18 protein-coding genes and 1 tRNA gene are annotated in these 17,318 nt (G+C 65.1%); 17 read left to right on the top strand and 2 right to left on the bottom strand.

Features of this window, described 5'->3' with window-relative positions:
• Positions 1-236: 236 nt before the first annotated feature.
• The 15 genes from E7T10_RS15455 (at position 237) to E7T10_RS15385 (ending at position 11,411) form a co-directional block, all read left to right on the top strand.
• On the top strand, positions 237-914 hold the full coding sequence (locus tag E7T10_RS15455; RefSeq protein ID WP_137722484.1) for a TorF family putative porin: 678 nt from the start codon (positions 237-239) through the stop codon (positions 912-914).
• Positions 915-959: 45 nt separating this feature from the next.
• Positions 960-2,891, top strand: a complete 1,932-nt coding sequence (locus E7T10_RS15450) for a methyl-accepting chemotaxis protein (protein ID WP_168189967.1) — start codon at positions 960-962, stop codon at positions 2,889-2,891.
• Positions 2,891-3,166, top strand: a complete 276-nt coding sequence (locus E7T10_RS15445; protein WP_137722482.1) for an STAS domain-containing protein — start codon at positions 2,891-2,893, stop codon at positions 3,164-3,166. The genes E7T10_RS15450 and E7T10_RS15445 overlap by 1 nt, the downstream gene beginning before the upstream one ends.
• Positions 3,163-3,528, top strand: coding sequence for a response regulator (locus E7T10_RS15440; protein ID WP_039246220.1), 366 nt, complete (start codon positions 3,163-3,165; stop codon positions 3,526-3,528). Before E7T10_RS15445 ends, E7T10_RS15440 begins: the two co-directional genes overlap by 4 nt.
• 42 nt (positions 3,529-3,570) lie before the next feature.
• On the top strand, positions 3,571-5,817 hold the full coding sequence (locus E7T10_RS15435; protein ID WP_137722481.1) for a chemotaxis protein CheA: 2,247 nt from the start codon (positions 3,571-3,573) through the stop codon (positions 5,815-5,817).
• A 3-nt stretch (positions 5,818-5,820) separates the two neighbouring features.
• Complete coding sequence (locus E7T10_RS15430; protein ID WP_039246217.1) at positions 5,821-6,276, top strand: chemotaxis protein CheW; 456 nt, start codon at positions 5,821-5,823, stop codon at positions 6,274-6,276.
• Positions 6,273-7,133, top strand: a complete 861-nt coding sequence (locus E7T10_RS15425; protein WP_045811562.1) for a protein-glutamate O-methyltransferase CheR — start codon at positions 6,273-6,275, stop codon at positions 7,131-7,133. The genes E7T10_RS15430 and E7T10_RS15425 overlap by 4 nt, the downstream gene beginning before the upstream one ends.
• Positions 7,130-8,167 carry a chemotaxis response regulator protein-glutamate methylesterase gene (locus E7T10_RS15420; protein ID WP_137722480.1) on the top strand — a complete coding sequence of 346 codons (1,038 nt, stop codon included), beginning with the start codon at positions 7,130-7,132 and terminating at the stop codon, positions 8,165-8,167. The genes E7T10_RS15425 and E7T10_RS15420 overlap by 4 nt, the downstream gene beginning before the upstream one ends.
• A gap of 15 nt (positions 8,168-8,182) precedes the next feature.
• Positions 8,183-8,572, top strand: a complete 390-nt coding sequence (locus E7T10_RS15415) for a response regulator (RefSeq protein ID WP_137722479.1) — start codon at positions 8,183-8,185, stop codon at positions 8,570-8,572.
• Positions 8,569-9,111, top strand: a complete 543-nt coding sequence (locus tag E7T10_RS15410; RefSeq protein WP_137722478.1) for a chemotaxis protein CheD — start codon at positions 8,569-8,571, stop codon at positions 9,109-9,111. The genes E7T10_RS15415 and E7T10_RS15410 overlap by 4 nt, the downstream gene beginning before the upstream one ends.
• Before the next feature lie 2 nt (positions 9,112-9,113).
• The gene (locus E7T10_RS15405; protein ID WP_045811565.1) at positions 9,114-9,458 is read left to right on the top strand and encodes a hypothetical protein; all 345 of its coding nucleotides are present in this window, start codon (positions 9,114-9,116) and stop codon (positions 9,456-9,458) included.
• A 4-nt stretch (positions 9,459-9,462) separates the two neighbouring features.
• A complete protein-coding gene (locus E7T10_RS15400; RefSeq protein WP_137722477.1) occupies positions 9,463-10,053 on the top strand; it encodes a response regulator in 591 nt (196 codons plus the stop codon).
• Positions 10,050-10,529, top strand: a complete 480-nt coding sequence (locus E7T10_RS15395; RefSeq protein ID WP_137722476.1) for a hypothetical protein — start codon at positions 10,050-10,052, stop codon at positions 10,527-10,529. Before E7T10_RS15400 ends, E7T10_RS15395 begins: the two co-directional genes overlap by 4 nt.
• A gap of 208 nt (positions 10,530-10,737) precedes the next feature.
• Positions 10,738-10,814: transfer RNA gene (locus E7T10_RS15390), tRNA-Arg, on the top strand.
• Positions 10,815-11,096: 282 nt separating this feature from the next.
• The gene (locus E7T10_RS15385) at positions 11,097-11,411 is read left to right on the top strand and encodes a hypothetical protein (RefSeq protein WP_137722475.1); all 315 of its coding nucleotides are present in this window, start codon (positions 11,097-11,099) and stop codon (positions 11,409-11,411) included.
• A gap of 3 nt (positions 11,412-11,414) precedes the next feature.
• On the opposite strand, the gene E7T10_RS15380 is transcribed toward E7T10_RS15385, so the two are convergent.
• Positions 11,415-11,969, bottom strand: coding sequence for a hypothetical protein (locus tag E7T10_RS15380; RefSeq protein ID WP_137722474.1), 555 nt, complete (start codon positions 11,967-11,969; stop codon positions 11,415-11,417).
• Here E7T10_RS15380 and E7T10_RS15375 point away from each other — a divergent pair.
• Both E7T10_RS15375 and E7T10_RS15370 read left to right on the top strand, forming a co-directional pair.
• Positions 11,968-12,525 (top strand): hypothetical protein, encoded by a 558-nt coding sequence (locus E7T10_RS15375; RefSeq protein WP_137722473.1) that lies wholly within the window; start codon positions 11,968-11,970, stop codon positions 12,523-12,525. The genes E7T10_RS15380 and E7T10_RS15375 overlap by 2 nt on opposite strands.
• Positions 12,526-12,560: 35 nt before the next feature.
• Positions 12,561-13,031, top strand: a complete 471-nt coding sequence (locus E7T10_RS15370) for a hypothetical protein (RefSeq protein ID WP_137722472.1) — start codon at positions 12,561-12,563, stop codon at positions 13,029-13,031.
• Between the two features lie 951 nt (positions 13,032-13,982).
• On the opposite strand, the gene E7T10_RS15365 is transcribed toward E7T10_RS15370, so the two are convergent.
• Entirely contained in the window at positions 13,983-17,237 is a 3,255-nt protein-coding gene (locus tag E7T10_RS15365; protein WP_137722471.1) for an error-prone DNA polymerase, read from the bottom strand.
• Positions 17,238-17,318: the final 81 nt, after the last annotated feature.

Raw genomic sequence — 17,318 nt, 5'->3', positions numbered from 1 at the left:
CTGCCGGGCGTCGCCGCTTTTCTGACAACTTTTGTATAGGCTCGTTTCGACTACGTGAACATACGTATTCGCTCAAAATCGGTTTGAAGTGACCTGCACCCCTGCCGATGACGCAGCTCGGACGCTGGGCGACACACCTTATGGGTTACGCAATCCTACATACGGTCCGGTTCAGATTTAATATTAATCATCGCCTCATCCTTGGGCTTCAGAATGCAGAAGCTTCAGGGATCACCATGTTTCGTTCGTCAGCCTTCTTTGTTGTCGCGGCAGTAGGCCTCGCAACACCGATCACGTCCCAGGCCCAATCGTTCGGCCTCGATGTCGGTGTCGCCAGCCAGTATGTCGGCAAAGGGCTGGGCAAGAGCAATCAGGACGTTGCGCCTTTCGCCAAGGCCGAAGCCGGCTTCGGCGAAGGCTACGCCAGCGTCTTCGTCTCTGACGCCGCCGGATCTCAAGGCTACGACCTGGAAATCGTCAGCATGGTCGGTTGGCGGCCCAAGGCGGGCGGCTTCACCTTCGATCTGGGGATCATGAACCGCGACCTGCCAGGGTCGCGCGCCGGCGTCGACAAAAACTACTGGGAATATCAGGCGGACGCTTCACGCAAGCTGGGCCCCGTGGCGACGCGCCTGCGCGTCAACTATTCGCCCGACGGCTTTGCGGCGACGAAAGAGGCCTGGTGGCTGGAGCTGCAAGGCACGGTCGCCGTCGCCGCCAAGACAAAGATTTCGGCTGCCGTCGCCAACCGCATGGCGGACGGCGGCGTCGACTACAACGCCTGGAATGTCGGCGCCAAACAGAAGCTGACCGACGCCTTGGCCGTCGATCTGCGCTGGTACGACACCGACCGCCACAGCGCAGGCGAACCCTATGAGGGTCGCCTCGTCGCCGCCGCCACCTATTCGTTCTGAGTTACCGATTCACCGGGGGATGCTGAGTTGAAGTTGATTGAGAATATGCCCGTTGGCCGCAAGCTGTTCGCGGCCTTTGGTCTCGTTTTGGCGGCGATCGCCGTCATGGGCGTCGTCGTCGTCACCAGCCTGCTCCAGCTGGAGAAGGCCGGCGAAGTGCGCACGGTGGAAAACCAGGTCAATCGCACCACGGCGACGGCCGAGTTCTACATGGCGCGCCAGGAGAACGCCTTCCGTGGCTACCTCCTGTCTCAGGACCCCTACTACATTGAACGCGTCGATGCGCACCGCGCCAAGTTCCTGGCGGCCATGGACGAGTTGCGCGGCGAACTGCCCGCCGATCGCGCCGCCCTGGTCGACAAGGCCGTGGAAGGCAATGCGACCTGGTACAAGAATGTCGTGGTAGCCGGTTCTGCGATGGTCCGAGACGGTCGCGCGGCCCAGGCCGTTCAGATGGTCGGGCGCAACGGAACGGCCGACAACTACGTCGCGCCGATCGAAGACACGATCGACCAGATCAAGAGCGCCAACGATGTGGCGCGCAAGGCCTCGACCGACGCCCAGGAAGCCGCCAGCCGCACCGCGCTGATCGCCACGATCGTGGGCCTGATCTCGGCCTTGGTGATCGCCGTCATCGCCGGTTTCGTCGCGACGCGCTCCATCGTGCGCCCGATCTTCACGATGATCGGCTATATGCAAAAGCTGATGGCCGGTGACACCGACATCAAGGTCGCCAGCGCCGAGCGCAAGGATGAGTTCGGCAAGATGGGCCAGGCTATCGTGGCCTTCCGCGACGCCGCGATCGAGAAGGTTCGCGTCGAAAAAGATGCGCTGTCGCAGCGTTCTATGTCCGAGCAGGAACGCGCCGAACGCGAGGCCGAAAAGGCGCGCGAAGCCGCCGAAGACGCCCGCGCCATCGCAGCCTTGGGTCAAGGTTTGTCGGCCATGTCGAACGGCGATCTCACTCACCGCATCGACATCGAATTCAGCGCCAAGTCCGCTCAGCTGAAAACCGATTTCAACGCTGCGATCTCCCAGCTGCAGCAGGCCGTCTCGGTCGTGGTCAACAATGTCTCGGGCATTCGCTCGGGCGCCGGCGAAATCTCGCAGGCCGCCGACGACCTGTCGCGCCGCACCGAACAGCAGGCCGCCTCGCTGGAGGAAACGGCCGCCGCCCTGGATGAAATCACCGCCACCGTGAACAAGACCGCCTCGGGCGCCCGCCAGGCTTCGGACGTCGTCCAGGCCGCGCGCGGCGACGCCGAGAAGAGCGGCGTGATCGTTCGCGACGCCGTCCAGGCCATGACCGCCATCGAAAGCTCGTCCACTCAGATCAATCAGATCATCGGCGTCATCGATGAGATCGCCTTCCAGACCAACCTGCTGGCCCTGAACGCCGGCGTCGAGGCCGCGCGTGCCGGCGAGGCCGGTCGCGGGTTTGCGGTGGTCGCCTCCGAAGTGCGCGCGCTGGCCCAGCGTTCGGCCGAGGCCGCCAAGGAGATCAAGACCCTGATCTCGGCCTCGACGGGTCAGGTCGGCTCGGGCGTCAAACTGGTCGGCGAGACCGGCGAGGCCCTGCAACGCATCGTGGACCGGGTCGCCGAAATCGACAGCCTGGTCACCGAAATCGCGGCCTCGGCCCAAGAACAGGCCGTCGGTCTGGCCCAGGTCAACACCGCCGTGAACCAGATGGACCAGGTGACCCAGCAGAACGCGGCCATGGTCGAGCAGTCCACCGCCGCCAGCCATTCGTTGGCCCAGGAGGCGGAGAGCCTGCAAGCCTCTGTCGCCCAGTTCCGTGTCGGCGCTTCGTCGCCGCGCGCCGCTGCGCCTTCGCCGGTTCGCACGCCTGCGCCCGTCGCCAAGCCCGCTGCTCGCTCCAGCCACATGGTCGCCGCGCTGAAGACCATCGGCCGTGGCGGCGCCGCGCCCAAGCCTCAAGCCGCCGCCGTCGAAGACGGCTGGGAGGAGTTCTGATGACCGAAACCCTGATCCTGTCCGACGTGCTGGACCTGAACGCGGCCGAGCCTCTGAAAGCCGAGATGCTGGCCCTGCGCGGTCATCCGGTGGTCCTGGACGCCTCTGCGGTCCAGCGCCTGGGCGGCCTGTGCCTGCAGATCCTGCTGTCGGCGCGAAAGACGTGGGCGGCCGACGGCGTCAACCTAAGTTTAGGGTCTGTGTCCCAATATTGGACGGAACAATGGGCGGCCTATGGCGCGCCGGACTTCAACACCGAGGGGGCGTTGGCATGACCAAGACCGTTCTGACGATCGACGATTCACGCACCATGCGCGACATGCTGCTGATGGCGCTGGAAGACGCGGGCTATACCGTGATCCAGGCGGTGGACGGCGTGGACGGTCTGGAGACCCTGGCGTCCAAGGGCGCCGACGTCATCATCACCGACATCAACATGCCGCGCATGGACGGCTTCGGCGTCATCGAGGGCGTGCGCGCCGATCCGAACCACCGCACGACCCCGGTGCTGGTGCTGACGACCGAAAGCGACGTCGAGAAGAAGGCGCGCGCCCGCGCCGCCGGCGCCACCGGCTGGATCGTCAAGCCGTTCGACCCCGCAAAGCTGGTGGACGCCGTCCGCCGCGTCGCCGCCTGATCGCCCGACTCTGATCGCTGAAGCCCGCCGGACCTCGACCTAATGGACGCCTTCGAAGCCATCAAAGCCACCTTCTTCCAGGAGTGCGACGAACTGCTCGCGGACCTGGAAGCCAAGCTGATGCTGCTTGAACAGGGTCAGACCGACCTGGAGACGATCAACGCCGTCTTCCGCGCCGTCCATTCGGTCAAGGGCGGGGCAGGGGCCTTCGGCCTGGAGGCCCTGGTTCGGTTCGCCCACGTCTTCGAGACCCTGATGGACGAACTGCGCGCGGGCCGTAAGCCGTGCGACGCAATCACCATCAAGACTCTGCTGCGCGCCTCCGACGTGCTGGCCGACCACATCCAGGCCGCGCAAGGGTTGATCCCGCCGGTGGACGAGGCGCGGTCCGCCGCCCTGGTCGCCGAAATGCAGGTCCTGACCCACGGCGGCGAGGCGCCGGTCGAGGTCGAGGAAGACGAGGACGATTTCGGCTTCACCCCCATGGCCTTCGACATGGCGCTGGACGAGCCTGCGCCCCTGCCTATCGCCGACCTAGGCGCCGACGCGCCGTCGGTCGGCTGGCGCATCGTGTTCAAGCCGATGGGCCGGATGTACGTCAACGCCAACGAGACCAGCCTGTTGCTGCGCGAACTGGGTCGCCTCGGCCCGGTCACGGTCGTCGTGGACGACAGCGAGACGCCGACGCTGGACGCGCTGTCGATCGAGGACGGCTGCCTGACCTGGACGGTCGATCTGGCCGCCGCCGTCGATGAGGCGGCCGTGCGCGAGGTCTTCGACTTCGTCGAAAGCGACTGCGATCTGACCATCACGCCCTTGGGCGCCGGCGGTGATGAACTCGCTGCGTTCGAAGACGAACCGGCCGCCGTCCTGCCCGCCAGCGACGACCTGGATATCGCCGCTCTTCTGGCCAAGGCTTCCGGCGCCGCCGCCGAGCCGGCGGCCGAGGTCGTGCCCTTCGCTCCCCTGGAGCCCGAGCCCGCGCCCGCCCCGATCGCCGCTGCGCCCATTGTTGAGCCGGTGGCCGCCCCTGTCGCCGCACCCGTGGCGGCGACGCTCGCGCCGGCTTCTGCTCCTGTCGCGCCCGCGCCGGTGACGATCCGCGTCGATCTGGATCGCGTGGATCGCCTGATCAACGTCGTCGGCGAACTGGTCATCCAGCAGGCCATGCTGTCGCAACGCGTGCTGGAAAGCGGCCTGGCCCGCTCGTCGGGCATCGCGCTCGGTCTCGAAGATTTGGAACTGCTGACCCGCGAGATCCAAGACAGCGTCATGGCCATCCGCGCCCAGCCGGTGAAGTCGGTGTTCCAGCGCATGCCGCGCCTGGTCCGCGAAGTCGCCGACATGGTCTCCAAACAGGTCCGTCTGGTCACGGCCGGCGAGGACACCGAGGTCGACAAGACCGTGGTCGAACGCCTGGCCGAGCCCATCACCCACATGCTGCGCAACGCCATCGACCACGGGCTGGAAACGCCCGAGGAGCGCGTCGCCGCCGGCAAGCCGGCCGAGGGCACGGTGCGTCTCGCGGCCCTGCACCGCTCGGGTCGGATCGTCATCGAAATCTCCGACGACGGCCGCGGCATCAACCGCGAACGGGTCAAGAAGATCGCCGTCGACAAGGGTCTGATCGCCGCCGACGCGCCCCTGACCGACGAACAGATCGACAATCTGATCTTCGCGCCGGGCTTCTCCACCGCCGCCGTCGTGTCCGACATCTCGGGCCGGGGCGTGGGCATGGACGTGGTCAAACGCTCGATCCAGGCGCTGGGCGGCCGCATCTCCATCAGCTCTGTGCCCGGCAAGGGCTCGACCTTCACCCTCAGCCTGCCGCTGACGTTGGCGGTGCTGGACGGCATGGTCGTCGCCGCCGCCGAACAGACGCTGATCGCGCCGCTGCCGGCCATCGTCGAGAGCCTGACCCCGCAAGCCGTCGACCTGCATTTCGTCGGCGGGGTGGATCCCGTCATCCGCTTCCGTGACCGCTTCCTGCCGCTGATCGACGTGGCCCTGATCATGGGCTTCCGCGAACAGCCGATGAACCCGACCGAAGGCGTCGCCGTGGTCGTCGAAACCGAAGGCGGCCAGCAGGCGGCCCTGCTGTTCGACGCCATCCAGGGCCAGCGCCAGGTGGTTATCAAGAGCCTGGAAACCAACTACCAGCAGGTCGAGGGCGTCGCCGCCGCCACCATCCTGGGCGACGGGCGCGTCGCCCTGATCCTGGATGTCGATGTGCTGGTCACCGACATGCGCCGCAAATCCGTCCGTCCCGACTTCAAGCTCGCGAGCTGAACCATGACCGAAGCCAAAGATCTCCAGCGTGAACTGATCGCCTTCCGCATCGGCAGTCAGGAATTCTGCGTCGACATCATGTCGGTGCGCGAAATCCGCGGCTGGACGCCGGCGACGCCTCTGCCCCGTTCGCCGGGATACATGAAGGGCGTCATCAACCTGCGCGGCACGGTCCTGCCGATCATCGACCTGGGCGCGCGCTTCGGCCTGACGACCTCGGAACCGACGGCGCGCCACGTCATCATGGTGGCCCACATCGGCGGCCGCATGGTCGGACTGCTGGTCGACGCCGTGTCCGACATCCTGCAGATGAGCGAGGCCTCGGTCCAGCCGACGCCCGACGTCGCCAGCGATCAGGTGAAGACCTTCGTGAAAGGCATCTTCTCGATCGACGGCCGCATGATCAGCCTGATCGAACTGGATTACATCCTGCCGCAAGTCGAGGCCGAAGCCGCATGACCGCCGCCGCCGGCCGGGGATCCATCGTCGAGGGCGAGTTCGTCTTCACCGCCGAGGATTTCCGCCACATCGCCCAGATGCTGCACGCCCATGCGGGCATCGCCCTGAACGAGGGCAAGGCCGCGCTCGTGTATTCGCGCCTGGCCAAGCGCCTGCGCACCCTGGGTCTGACCAGCTTCCGCGACTACTGCGCCCTGGTCGAGGGCGTGGACGGCGTGGACGAGCGTCAGAAGATGACGGCGGCCCTGACCACTAACGTTACCCGCTTCTATCGCGAACCGCACCATTTCGACGACCTGCGTGACCGGGTCATGCCCGAACTGGCGGCGCGCGCCCGCGCCGGCGGCCGGGTCCGTCTGTGGTCGGCGGCCTGCTCGAACGGGCAGGAGCCCTATTCGATGGCCCTGACCGTGCTGCAGGCCCTGCCCGAGGCGGCCGAGCTGGATGTGCGCATCCTGGCCACCGACATCGATCCCAACATGGTCGCCCAAGGCCATGACGGCGTCTATTCCGAAGAGGCGCTGGAGCCCGCGCCCGTCACCCTGTGGCGCAAATATTTCGACCGCGCCGATCGCGGCCAGTGGGTCGCCGGCGCCCAGCTGAAACGCCTGGTCAGCTTCAAGGAGCTGAACCTGATCGGCGACTGGCCCATGAAGGGCAAGTTCGACGTCATCTTCTGCCGCAACGTCGTCATCTACTTCGACGACGCGACCCAGGAACGGGTGTGGAAGCGGTTCACCCCGCTGATGAACCCCGGCGCAACCCTCTACATCGGTCACTCCGAACGCGTCTCCGGCCCGGCGACCAGCCAGCTTCAGACCGCCGGCCTGACCACCTATCGCCTGGGTGGCGCATGAGCCCCGTCCGCGTCCTCGTCGTCGACGACAGCCTGACCATGCGCGGGCTGATCTCGGCCGCCCTGAAGTCGGATTCTGAGATAGAGGTCGTCGGCACCGCCGCCGATCCCATCGAGGCCCGCGCCGCGATCAAGGCCCTGAACCCCGACGTCATTACGCTCGACGTCGAAATGCCCAACATGAACGGCTTGGAGTTTCTGGAAAAGATCATGCGGCTGCGGCCCATGCCGGTGGTCATGGTCTCGACCCTGACGGCGGCGGGCACGGACGTGACCCTGGCCGCGCTGGAGATCGGCGCTGTGGACGCGGTGGCCAAACCGGCGGTCGCCAGCGTTGACGCCTTCCACGACCTGATCGGCAAGGTGAAGACCGCCGCCCGTTCGCGCGTCCGCGCCCGCGGCGACACGCCCGCCGCCGCCGAGGCGCCGCGCGCCTATCACGCCGATCCCAATCAGATTCTCGCCATCGGTTCGTCCACCGGCGGGGTCGAGGCCCTGCTGACGGTGCTCAGCGGCTTCCCGCTGGATTGCCCCGCGACCGTCATCACCCAACATATGCCGGCGACCTTCACCGCCAGCTTCGCCGCCCGCCTGGACCGCGTCTGCGCCCCGACCGTGACCGAGGCGGTGGACGGCGCGCCGCTGAAGCCAGGCCACATCTACTTGGCCCCCGGAGGCGCAACCCATCTTGAGGTCTCGGGCGGCCTGACGCCCCGTTGCCGCCTGATCGCCAGCGATCCCGTCAACGGCCACCGTCCGTCGGTGGATGTGATGTTCGACTCCGTCGCCCGGTTGAAACGTCCGATGACCGGCGTCATCCTGACCGGCATGGGCCGCGACGGCGCCAAGGGCCTGCTGGCCATGCGCCAGGCCGGCGGCCGCACCCTGGGTCAGGACGAGGCGACCTGCGTCGTCTACGGCATGCCGAAGGCCGCCCATGAAATCGGCGCCGTGGAGCGGCAGTTGCCGCTGCACCGCCTGTCCACCGCCATTCTCGAACTGTGCGCCGATCCGGCTGCGCGGTCTGTCGCCTAATCGGGAGCGTAACCTATGCCCGCCGCCGCCTCACTTCACTGCCTGGTCGTCGATGATCAGATGACGATGCGCTCGCTGGTTCGCACCAGCCTGCAACAGCTCGGCGTGCGCGAGATCCGCGAGGCCGCCGACGGCGAAATCGCCTTGCGCGAGATCGTGTCCAAGCCCGCGCACCTGATCATCTCCGACTACAATATGCCGAACCTGGACGGCTTGGGCCTGCTGCGCGCTGTGCGCGCCCACCCGCCGACCTCCAAGACCGCCTTCATCATGCTGACGGGCCGCGCCGACCGCGAGTTGGTCCAGCGCGCGGTGCAGTTCGGCGTCAACAACTACCTGGTCAAGCCTTTCACCGTCGTCCAGCTGAAGGGCAAGCTGGAAGCCGTCTTCGGTCCCCTGACATGAGTTTCGCCGCCCTGAAGGACACGGTCGAAAAGCGCGTTCACGTCGGTCAGGGCGAGCACTTCATCACGTCCGATCCCAATGTCGTGCTCAGCACCATCCTGGGGTCCTGCGTCGCTATGTGCGTGCGCGATCCGCTGGCGGGCGTCGGCGGCATGAACCACTTCCTGCTGCCCGAAGGCTCGGGCGCAGGCACCGACGCGGGGCGTCGCTACGGCGCCTATGCGATGGAGCTTCTGATCAACGACATGCTCAAGGCCGGTGCCCGGCGCGATCGGCTGGAGGCCAAGCTGTTCGGCGGCGGCCGCATGTTCGACAGCCTGCGCGACGTGAGCCGCAGCAACGCCGATTTCGCCGAGAAATTCCTGCGCGACGAAGGCATTCCCGTCGTCGGCGGCAGCCTGCGCGGCGACGGCGGTCGGCGCCTGCACTACTGGCCCGTCACCGGCCGCGCCCTGCAACGCGCCGTCACCGACGTCGTCGCGCCCAAGCCCGTGCCCGTCATGGCCCCGGTCGACACCGGCGCCCTGGAACTGTTCTGAAGATGAGCGCCCCTCCCGAACACGCCGATCTGCTGGCCGCCGTCGCCGACGAGCTGATGCTGGTGCGCGAAGGCATTGACGGGATCGAGGCCCTGGTCAGCGATCTGGTCCGCCGCGCGCCGCCGGAGGAACGGCCCAACGCCCTGACCCAGGCCCAGGCCCTGGACGCCCTGACCCAGCGTCTCGAGGCTCTGTCCGGCGTGCTGCGCATGCTGGGCGGCGGCGCCAGTCCGTCGGAGGCCGTCAGCCGCCTGTCGCTGGCCGACATGGCCGGCCGCCTTCGTCCCGCCGCCGGCGAGCATCGCCCGCAATCGAACGCCGACGCCGGCGACCTCATGCTGTTCTGACGCCATGGCCAAGAGCGATCGGGTCAATCTGGCGCACACGACGGTCCTTCTGATCGACGACCAGCCCACGTCGCTGGATATGCTGGGTTCCATCGTCCAAGGCTTCGGCTGCAAGGAGCAGATCAAATGCGCCTCGGCCCAGGCCGCCGTCGAATTGCTGGCGCGCCGCTCGGTCGATCTGATCCTGATCGACTGCATCATGCCGGACATGGACGGTTATGACTTCGTGCGCTGGCTGCGGCGCGACGCCCCGACGCCGACCCGCTATGTGCCCGTTATCATGATCCTGGGTCACGCCTCCCAGGCCAAGGTCCACCAAGGCCGCGACTGCGGCGCCAGCTTCATCGTCGCCAAGCCCCTGTCGCCGTCTCTGCTGCTGAAGCGGATCATCTGGCTGGGCGGCGAGGACCGGGATTTCGTCGAGTCCGAATACTACATCGGCCCCGACCGCCGGGTGCACAACTATGGGCCGCCTCCCGGCACCGATGGTCGTCGCGAAAGCGACCTGACCGGTGATCTGGGGGAGGCGGTCGAGGAAAACATGGATCAGGACGAGATCGACATGCTGATGAAGCCGATGAAGGTCAGCCTGTGACCGAGCCTGTCGCCGCGCCCAAACCCTCCACCGTCCGCCGCGTCCACACCTCGCTCCAGCGTCAGATGGCGCGGCCCGGCGGCCGTCTGATCATCGAGGCCGAGTCGCGCGCCAACCAGGCGCTGGATGAACAGCGTGACCATGTCTTCACCCTGCTGACGGCCAACGTCGACGCCATCGAGGCCCTGTGCGCGACCCGCCCCTCGGATGCGCCGGACCAAATCTACGCCTTCGCCTCCGCCATGGTCGACATGGCCGGCTATCTGGACGTCCCGACCTTCTTCGAGGCCGCCTTCAGCCTGTGCGAGATCGCCGACAGGATGAAGAGCGCCGGCAGCTGGTCCTGGCCCTCGGTCGAGGTGCACGTGCGCGCGCTCCGCCTGACCCTGGCCGCCCAAGGCCAGACCAGCGCCGATTCCGACCGCCTTCTGGAGGGTCTGCGCGCCCTGACCGCCCACGTTCCGCCCGTCGGTTAACGGCCGTTCCGTTCTCGCGGAACAAGGGTGAAACGAATCAGGACCGAATCGCTGACATCGCCCGTTTCGTCCTTTGTTCACCGCGACATCTTGTAGGTTAAGGCCCCTTAACCACAAACGCCCGACGCCGCAATCAACCGACCGCCGCCCGACTTTTTCGTCGCCCCGACTTCCCCCCGCCGCCCCGACCCGCTACGGCGTCGGGCGTGGCCCCGTAGCTCAGCTGCATAGAGCAAGGCTTTCCTAAAGCCGAGGTCGCAGGTTGGAGTCCTGCCGGGGTCGCCATCGCACTGTCGAGACAAGTAAAAACTTGCTCAGAACAAGCTAAGAGCTGCGCAGGCAGCGCATGGCTGTGTATCGGGCATGAGGCAACAGCCGCTACTGGAGCTTCTCAGACATTCGCTTTCAAGCGCCGCTTCTGACTCTTAGCTGACTTCCGGAATGTCGGGTCTGGGCTATGTCGTCAGATCGAGGAAAGCCGGTTGAATAATGGGTAGGTTGCGCTTGCGGCAGCCTGCATGACATGCACTGTTTGCTCCACGACTTTCCGGTTTTCAGGGATTTTCCATGCGCGCACTCATTCTCGCTGGCGCTGCCACAGCACTCCTCGGCGCATGCGCCTCGACGACGGACATGACCTCCGACGAGTTCGTGTTTCCCGAGGGATTGAAAATCATGGAAGGCGGTTACCCCTACGTAGGTGGGCCGTGCCGACTTCTCGGCGAAACCTTCGCCACGTCAGAGCTTCTAGACGATAGCGCCGATCTGCTTGGCTGTCCGCGCAACGCGATGCAGGACCCACGGGTCAGAGCGGCAGGCCGGGTGGTCGGCGAATACGAAGGGGTCGTTCTGGTGTCTGTGCCAAAGCGTCCGGCGCAGTAGACGTCAGCGGGTAAATCGACATGAAATCCGCACGCCATCCTGTCGCTGGATCATCATAGTGCGCCCCGAAATGATGCGGTTGAAGGGAGACCATCCGCCGGTCTTCGGGCCCGCCACCCAGGCGAGCCCTTCGTCTCCATAGGCCGCAAGAGCGCCGCCACGCGTATCGAGCCGAAGCGTCTGGCGGCGTCCATCGCCCACGCATCGGGCTGTTCTCAGCGCGCCGTCGGCGGGATCGAGAACTGCGCGGAAGAGTTGTTCGCGCTCAGAATTTGCGGCCCGAAGACACGCGCCCTGGTCCTCCTGAAAGGCGCACACCGCACGTCGTTTGAACCAAGCCGATTGGCGTTCGATCCAAGGGCTTTCGGGCAAAGCGGCTTCGGCCGATTGCCAGCGTCGGGCGATGTCTTGCTCTTGCCGGGACAAATCTGGATCGGTGCAGATGAAGCGATCGGAGGCATAGACCGGCCGATCGCAGTCTGCGGTCGTCTGTTCTATCGGCGGCGGAACGGCCTGCGCCGTCATCCAGAGGCTCGTGACTGCGACGATGATGCTCATGCGCTTCTCCAAAGCGCCGTTGTGGCAGGACGTGGGCGCGCATAGGCTGATCGACTGCTGCCCCAAGTGCCGCGTCCGGCTCCGCTGGGATGACTATCCCATGTCGCGTTGCCGGCGCTGCGATTTCGCGCTCTCGGCGGCGAAGACCGACCGGGTTGCAAAGAGCTTAACGCCAACGCTGCTGCAAGCCGAGGGCTTGGCGTCGCCGGAAGGCCGTTCCGTCCGCGACATACTCAGGGATGTTGACCCCAAAATCGCGGCGCTGACGCCGGCAGACGCCTTCGATCTTGCCGTCCAGTTTAGGTGGGCGCTCGCTGCTCCAGTCGCGGGGATTTCACGAAAAACGCTGCTGGGCTTGGATCCACGCGATCTCGCCGCTGGCGTAAGGGTCCTCAAGGGCTACCCCGAGAGCGTATTTGCTATGCAGGGCGGGGGGCTGAACCAAGCGGACCGAGCGTTGTTTCGTAGACTGACGGCGGTTGCGCAGAGTCGTGAAGGACCGGTCGCTGACCTGTTGCGGAGGTCGATGATCTTAGGACGTCCCACAGAGGTGTGAGCCGCCTGAAGCAGGCTCGGGTTCAGAACAAATTGATGACCATCTCGAATGTCGCGGCTGAGCTGCGACTTGAACGATCGGTCGTGAAAAAGATGTTGGATCACAAGATCTTCGGCGAACTTCCCACTCGTGGAGCCCTTAGATCGTATGGGTGGTTTTCACAGAGTGATGTCGAACGCGGCCAAGCGTTTAGAGACAGCCGCGTGGGAGCACAGCACTGGTCCTCGAAAGTAGGGCTGTGCCACGGCTATGTGCGACAGCTTCTCGAATTGGGGTTGGTCGCAGAGCCCGCGCCTGGGCCGAAGAGAAGCTTATTTGGCGGTCTTCAGCTTTCAAGTGACAGCGTCGATCAGTTCAGGCGCAGTCTGCAAGAGGCTATTAGTTTCGCCGACGAAGACCAATCTGACTGGGTTCTGCTGCCTCAAGCCCTTGCTGCCATCGGAGGTGCTCACAAACCATTAGGGCCGATATTGCATGTAGCGTTGTCTGGTGGCTTGCCGGAATGATTGAGAGGGCAACGTTTTCGCGGCCTCCTATCGCGCGTTTTCATACACCGTTCGGTCGCGGACGATATCTCTCTTCGCGCAGTGAGTGGAGCGCCGCAGCTTTACTGCATGGGCGAAGGCGGCGTTCGGTGTGTATTGGCCATCAGTGATGAGCAGGACAGAAGTCGAGGAGCTACTCAACTGCTCGCCTCCGGACTTTAATGCTGTGAGGGCTGAGGGCATCTGCTGTCAGCGCCCGGCTGTCGAAGTGCTATCGCGACCCGGCACGTTATGAATTTTGCTGCATCCTTCATATGCACGCGTGAGATCAGCCAATTGACAAAACTTGAGGTCCGATTCGTAGACAAGGAGATGAAGCGACTAGGGTATGATCGCAAGTGTGCAGGGTCTTGGTGGCGGCAGGATTTCTCCGGGCCGAACGGATTGCTTTCCGTTCATATTCGGGGTTTGGAATGCGGCTGAGTTCGGCCTTCCTATGCCAGCTTGGTCGGGGGCTGAGGCCTACGATACTCCCGAGGTCGAAGATGACTTCAGATTTGCCGAGAGGGCGCGCCTGATTTTGGGAACGAGGGCAATGCAGACCAGTTAAAGCGGGGCGGACCAACTTGTTAGTTGGGACCTTCAAAATCTTCGGGAGGTGAGAGATATCTAACTACATGCATTCGCATGAGGAACAGCACCACGCCCACAATCAAGCCGATTTTGACCTGATGATCGATGATACGGATGTCGAAGGCACCGAATATCGCAGCGCTAAAATATAGGCCTGATAGCCGATTTAAATAGGCCCCCCACATTTTTGATTTTAGCGTCCCTTTTATGCGCCATCATCGCTTCTCCCCTTTCAACTTTGTAGCATACGCTTCCCGATAATGGGAGGTGTGGTTCGTTCTTGACGGTGTTTCTCTGACGCCTTCAGCGGCACGCATTTGGGCGGCACCCTAAGCCCAGCTACCGGAAATCCCGCGTCTTCGGTCTGATCGTGTCGAGATTAAGATCTGGAATGTAGATGTCCCGGACTTTGATCGCGCGAGGGGGAGCGTCGCGCGCATCCGGCGACCCGCCGCGATGGAATTCGTCGCCGCGCCCGTGGGGCAGGGGGAAGACCTCGCCCCGGTCGCCGACCGAGGCGAGCAGGGCCGATGCGTCATGAAGTCTGGTCGCGACGATGTGGACGACGTCGCCCTCGCGCTGAACCTTGCCGTCGACGACGAGCATGGAGGCCGACAGCACGATGCGGCGCTGCTGTTCGTAGAGGCTCGGCCAGATGACTAGATTGGCCACGCCGGTCTCGTCCTCGATGGTGATGAACATGACGCCCTTGGCGCTGCCGGGCTTCTGACGAACCAGCACGAGGCCTGCCACGCGCGTCAGCCGACCGTCGCGCATGGCGGTCCCATCGGCGCAGGTCATGACGTGGCGTGACTGCAGATCGCCGCGCAGGAAGCTCAGCGGATGATCACGCAGGGTCAGGCCGATGTGGCTGTAGTCCTCAACGACTTCCCGCCCGGGCGTCATCGGCTTGAGGCCCGGATCGGGCTCGGAGATTTCCGGCTTCTGGTCGTGGGCATCGGCGGCGGCGAATAGGGGAAGGGGCTCATCTCTTAGCCCCTTGATGGCCCAAAGCGCGTCGCGGCGGTCGAGGGAAAGGGCTGGACGGAAGGCGTCCGCCTCCGCCAGGCGGACAAGGCTGGCGACCTGGGCGCCGGCGCGTCGCCACAGGTCATCGACAGAGCGGAAGGCGCCGTCCGTCCGTGCCGCAAGGAGGCGGGCAGCGTCGCCGTTCACCAGGCCGCGCACCATGCGAAGACCCAGGCGGACGGCGAAGCGTCCATCGTCGCCTGCTGGCTCCAGGGTGCAGTCCCAGCGGCTGGCGTTGACGCAGATGGGCCGGATCTCGACGCCGTGCTGCTGGGCGTCACGGACGATCTGCGCCGGCGCATAGAAGCCCATGGGCTGAGCGTTCAGCAGCGCGGCGCAGAAGACATCCGGGTGATGGCATTTAAGCCAGGAGGAGGCGTAGGCGATCAGGGCGAAGGAGGCTGCGTGGCTTTCCGGAAAGCCGTAGGAGCCGAACCCTTCCAGCTGGCTGAAGGTCTTCTCGGCGAAGGCGGCGTCATAGCCGCGCTCGACCATGCCGCTGATCAGCTTGTCCTTGAAATGGCTGACCCCGCCGGTGAACTTGAACGTCGCCATGGCCCGGCGAAGCTGGTCGGCCTCCGAAGCGGTGAAGCCGGCGCATTCGATCGCGACCCGCATGGCCTGTTCCTGGAACAGCGGCACGCCCAAGGTCTTGCCCAACACCTTTTCGAGCTCGGGCTTGGGATAGACGACGTCCTCCTTGCCCTCTCTGCGGCGTAGATAGGGATGGACCATGTCGCCCTGAATCGGGCCGGGACGGACGATGGCGACCTCGATGACCAGATCGTAGAAGGTGCGCGGCTTGATGCGCGGGAGCATGGCCATCTGGGCCCGGCTCTCGATCTGAAAGACCCCCAGCGTGTCGGCCTTGCGGATCATCGCATAGGTCTTGGGGTCCTCCGCCGGAATGGTGGCGAGGTCGAGCGCAATCCCCTTGTGCTCGGCCAAGAGGTCGAAGCCGCGCTTCATGCAGCTGAGCATGCCGAGCGCCAGCACATCGACCTTCATGAACTTCAGGACGTCGATGTCGTCCTTGTCCCATTCGATGACCTGGCGATCCTTCATCGCCGCCGGTTCGATCGGGACCAGGTCGTCCAGGCGGTCGTGGGTCAGCACGAAGCCGCCGGGGTGCTGGCTGAGGTGGCGCGGGGCGCCGATCAGCTGACGCGACAGCTCCAGCGCCAGGCGAAGCCGCCGGTCCTCCAGATTGAGATTGAGATCCGCGACATGCTTGTCTTCGACACCCTCGCTGGAATAGCTCCAGACCTGGGACGACAGGGTCTTGATCAGGTCCTCGCTGAGCCCCAGCGCCTTGCCGACATCGCGCAGGGCGCCGCGCGAGCGATAGCGGGTGACGACGGAGCAGAGGGCCGCATGGTTGCGGCCGTAGGTCTCGAAGATCCACTGCATGACGACCTCGCGCCGCTCGTGCTCGAAATCGACATCGATGTCCGGGGGCTCGCGACGCTCCTGGCTGACGAAGCGTTCGAACAGCAGATCATTGCGGCCCGGGTCGATCGAGGTGATGCCCAGGACATAGCAGACGGCGGAGTTAGCGGCCGAGCCGCGTCCTTGGCACAGAATGTCCTGGCTGCGGGCGAAGCGAACGATCGAATGGACCGTCAGGAAATAGGGGGCGTAACCGAGCTGGCCGATCAGATCGAGTTCGTGCCGAAGCGTCTTGCGCACCCTATCCGGCAGCCCTTCCGGATAGCGCTCGGCGGCTCCGGCCCAGGTCAGCTGTTCCAGCGTCTGCTGCGGCGTCATGCCCGGCGTCGAGACCTCGTCCGGATATTGATACGCCAACTCATCCAGCGAAAACCGGCAGCGGTCGGCGATCTCGACCGAGCGGGCCAGGGCCTCGGGATAGGCCTTGAACAGGCGGTGCATTTCGTGGGGCGGCTTCAGATAGCGGTCCGCATGGCGTTCGCGCCGGAAGCCCAGTTCGTCGATGGTGCAGCCGTGCCTCACGCAGGTGACCACGTCCTGCAACAGGCGTTGGTCAGGATGATGAAAGAGGACGTCGTTGGTCACGACGGTCGGCACGCCGGCCTGGACGGCGAGGTTCGACAGGTCATGCAGTCGCAATGCGTCCCCTGGGCGTCGTCGCAGCGTCAGGGCGAGATAGGCGCCTGCGGGAAAGGTCGCCTTCAGCCGTCGCAGATTGGCGGCGCAGGCCTCGTCCGCCTCGTCCGGAACCAGGATGGCGATCAGGCCCTCCGACCAGTCTTTCAGGTCCGACCAGTCGAGGTGGCATTTCGCCTTGCCGGCGCGGCGTTTGCCCAGGGAGAGCAGGCGCGTCAGTCGGGAATAGGCCGGTCGATCGGTCGGATAGACAAGCACGCCTGTCCCATCGATCAGGTCAAGCCGGCAGCCAACGATCAGCCGTACGCCGGAGGCCTTGGCCGCCTCATGGGCGCGCACGATCCCGGCCAGCGAGTTGCGATCGACGATGGCCAGGGCGTCCAGCCCGCACAGCCGGGCCTGTTCGAACAGCAGCTCGCAACTGCTGGCGCCGCGCAGGAAGGAGAAGTGCGAAGTGGCTTGAAGCTCGACGTAAGACATAGGGATTGAGCGGCTGTTCGATCTCCCCGACAGCACTCCGGCGAGCCGAATGGCAAGCGTCGCCTTGGACAAATGTTTTCT

Source organism: Brevundimonas sp. SGAir0440, from assembly GCF_005484585.1.
Taxonomy (GTDB): Bacteria; Pseudomonadota; Alphaproteobacteria; order Caulobacterales; family Caulobacteraceae; genus Brevundimonas.
This window is presented reverse-complemented; position numbering and strand designations above follow the sequence as displayed.

Excerpts from the sequence above, each read along its gene's own strand:
- E7T10_RS15430 (WP_039246217.1), top strand. The coding sequence starts at position 5,821 with ATGACCGAAGCCAAAGATCTCCAGCGTGAACTGATCGCCTTCCGCATC.
- E7T10_RS15385 (WP_137722475.1), top strand. The coding sequence starts at position 11,097 with ATGCGCGCACTCATTCTCGCTGGCGCTGCCACAGCACTCCTCGGCGCA.
- E7T10_RS15370 (WP_137722472.1), top strand. The coding sequence starts at position 12,561 with ATGACCATCTCGAATGTCGCGGCTGAGCTGCGACTTGAACGATCGGTC.
- E7T10_RS15405 (WP_045811565.1), top strand. The coding sequence starts at position 9,114 with ATGAGCGCCCCTCCCGAACACGCCGATCTGCTGGCCGCCGTCGCCGAC.
- E7T10_RS15365 (WP_137722471.1), bottom strand. The coding sequence starts at position 17,237 with ATGTCTTACGTCGAGCTTCAAGCCACTTCGCACTTCTCCTTCCTGCGC.
- E7T10_RS15440 (WP_039246220.1), top strand. The coding sequence starts at position 3,163 with ATGACCAAGACCGTTCTGACGATCGACGATTCACGCACCATGCGCGAC.
- E7T10_RS15425 (WP_045811562.1), top strand. The coding sequence starts at position 6,273 with ATGACCGCCGCCGCCGGCCGGGGATCCATCGTCGAGGGCGAGTTCGTC.
- E7T10_RS15380 (WP_137722474.1), bottom strand. The coding sequence starts at position 11,969 with ATGAGCATCATCGTCGCAGTCACGAGCCTCTGGATGACGGCGCAGGCC.
- E7T10_RS15445 (WP_137722482.1), top strand. The coding sequence starts at position 2,891 with ATGACCGAAACCCTGATCCTGTCCGACGTGCTGGACCTGAACGCGGCC.
- E7T10_RS15400 (WP_137722477.1), top strand. The coding sequence starts at position 9,463 with ATGGCCAAGAGCGATCGGGTCAATCTGGCGCACACGACGGTCCTTCTG.
- E7T10_RS15455 (WP_137722484.1), top strand. The coding sequence starts at position 237 with ATGTTTCGTTCGTCAGCCTTCTTTGTTGTCGCGGCAGTAGGCCTCGCA.
- E7T10_RS15410 (WP_137722478.1), top strand. The coding sequence starts at position 8,569 with ATGAGTTTCGCCGCCCTGAAGGACACGGTCGAAAAGCGCGTTCACGTC.
- E7T10_RS15415 (WP_137722479.1), top strand. The coding sequence starts at position 8,183 with ATGCCCGCCGCCGCCTCACTTCACTGCCTGGTCGTCGATGATCAGATG.
- E7T10_RS15450 (WP_168189967.1), top strand. The coding sequence starts at position 960 with ATGCCCGTTGGCCGCAAGCTGTTCGCGGCCTTTGGTCTCGTTTTGGCG.
- E7T10_RS15435 (WP_137722481.1), top strand. The coding sequence starts at position 3,571 with ATGGACGCCTTCGAAGCCATCAAAGCCACCTTCTTCCAGGAGTGCGAC.
- E7T10_RS15420 (WP_137722480.1), top strand. The coding sequence starts at position 7,130 with ATGAGCCCCGTCCGCGTCCTCGTCGTCGACGACAGCCTGACCATGCGC.
- E7T10_RS15375 (WP_137722473.1), top strand. The coding sequence starts at position 11,968 with ATGCGCTTCTCCAAAGCGCCGTTGTGGCAGGACGTGGGCGCGCATAGG.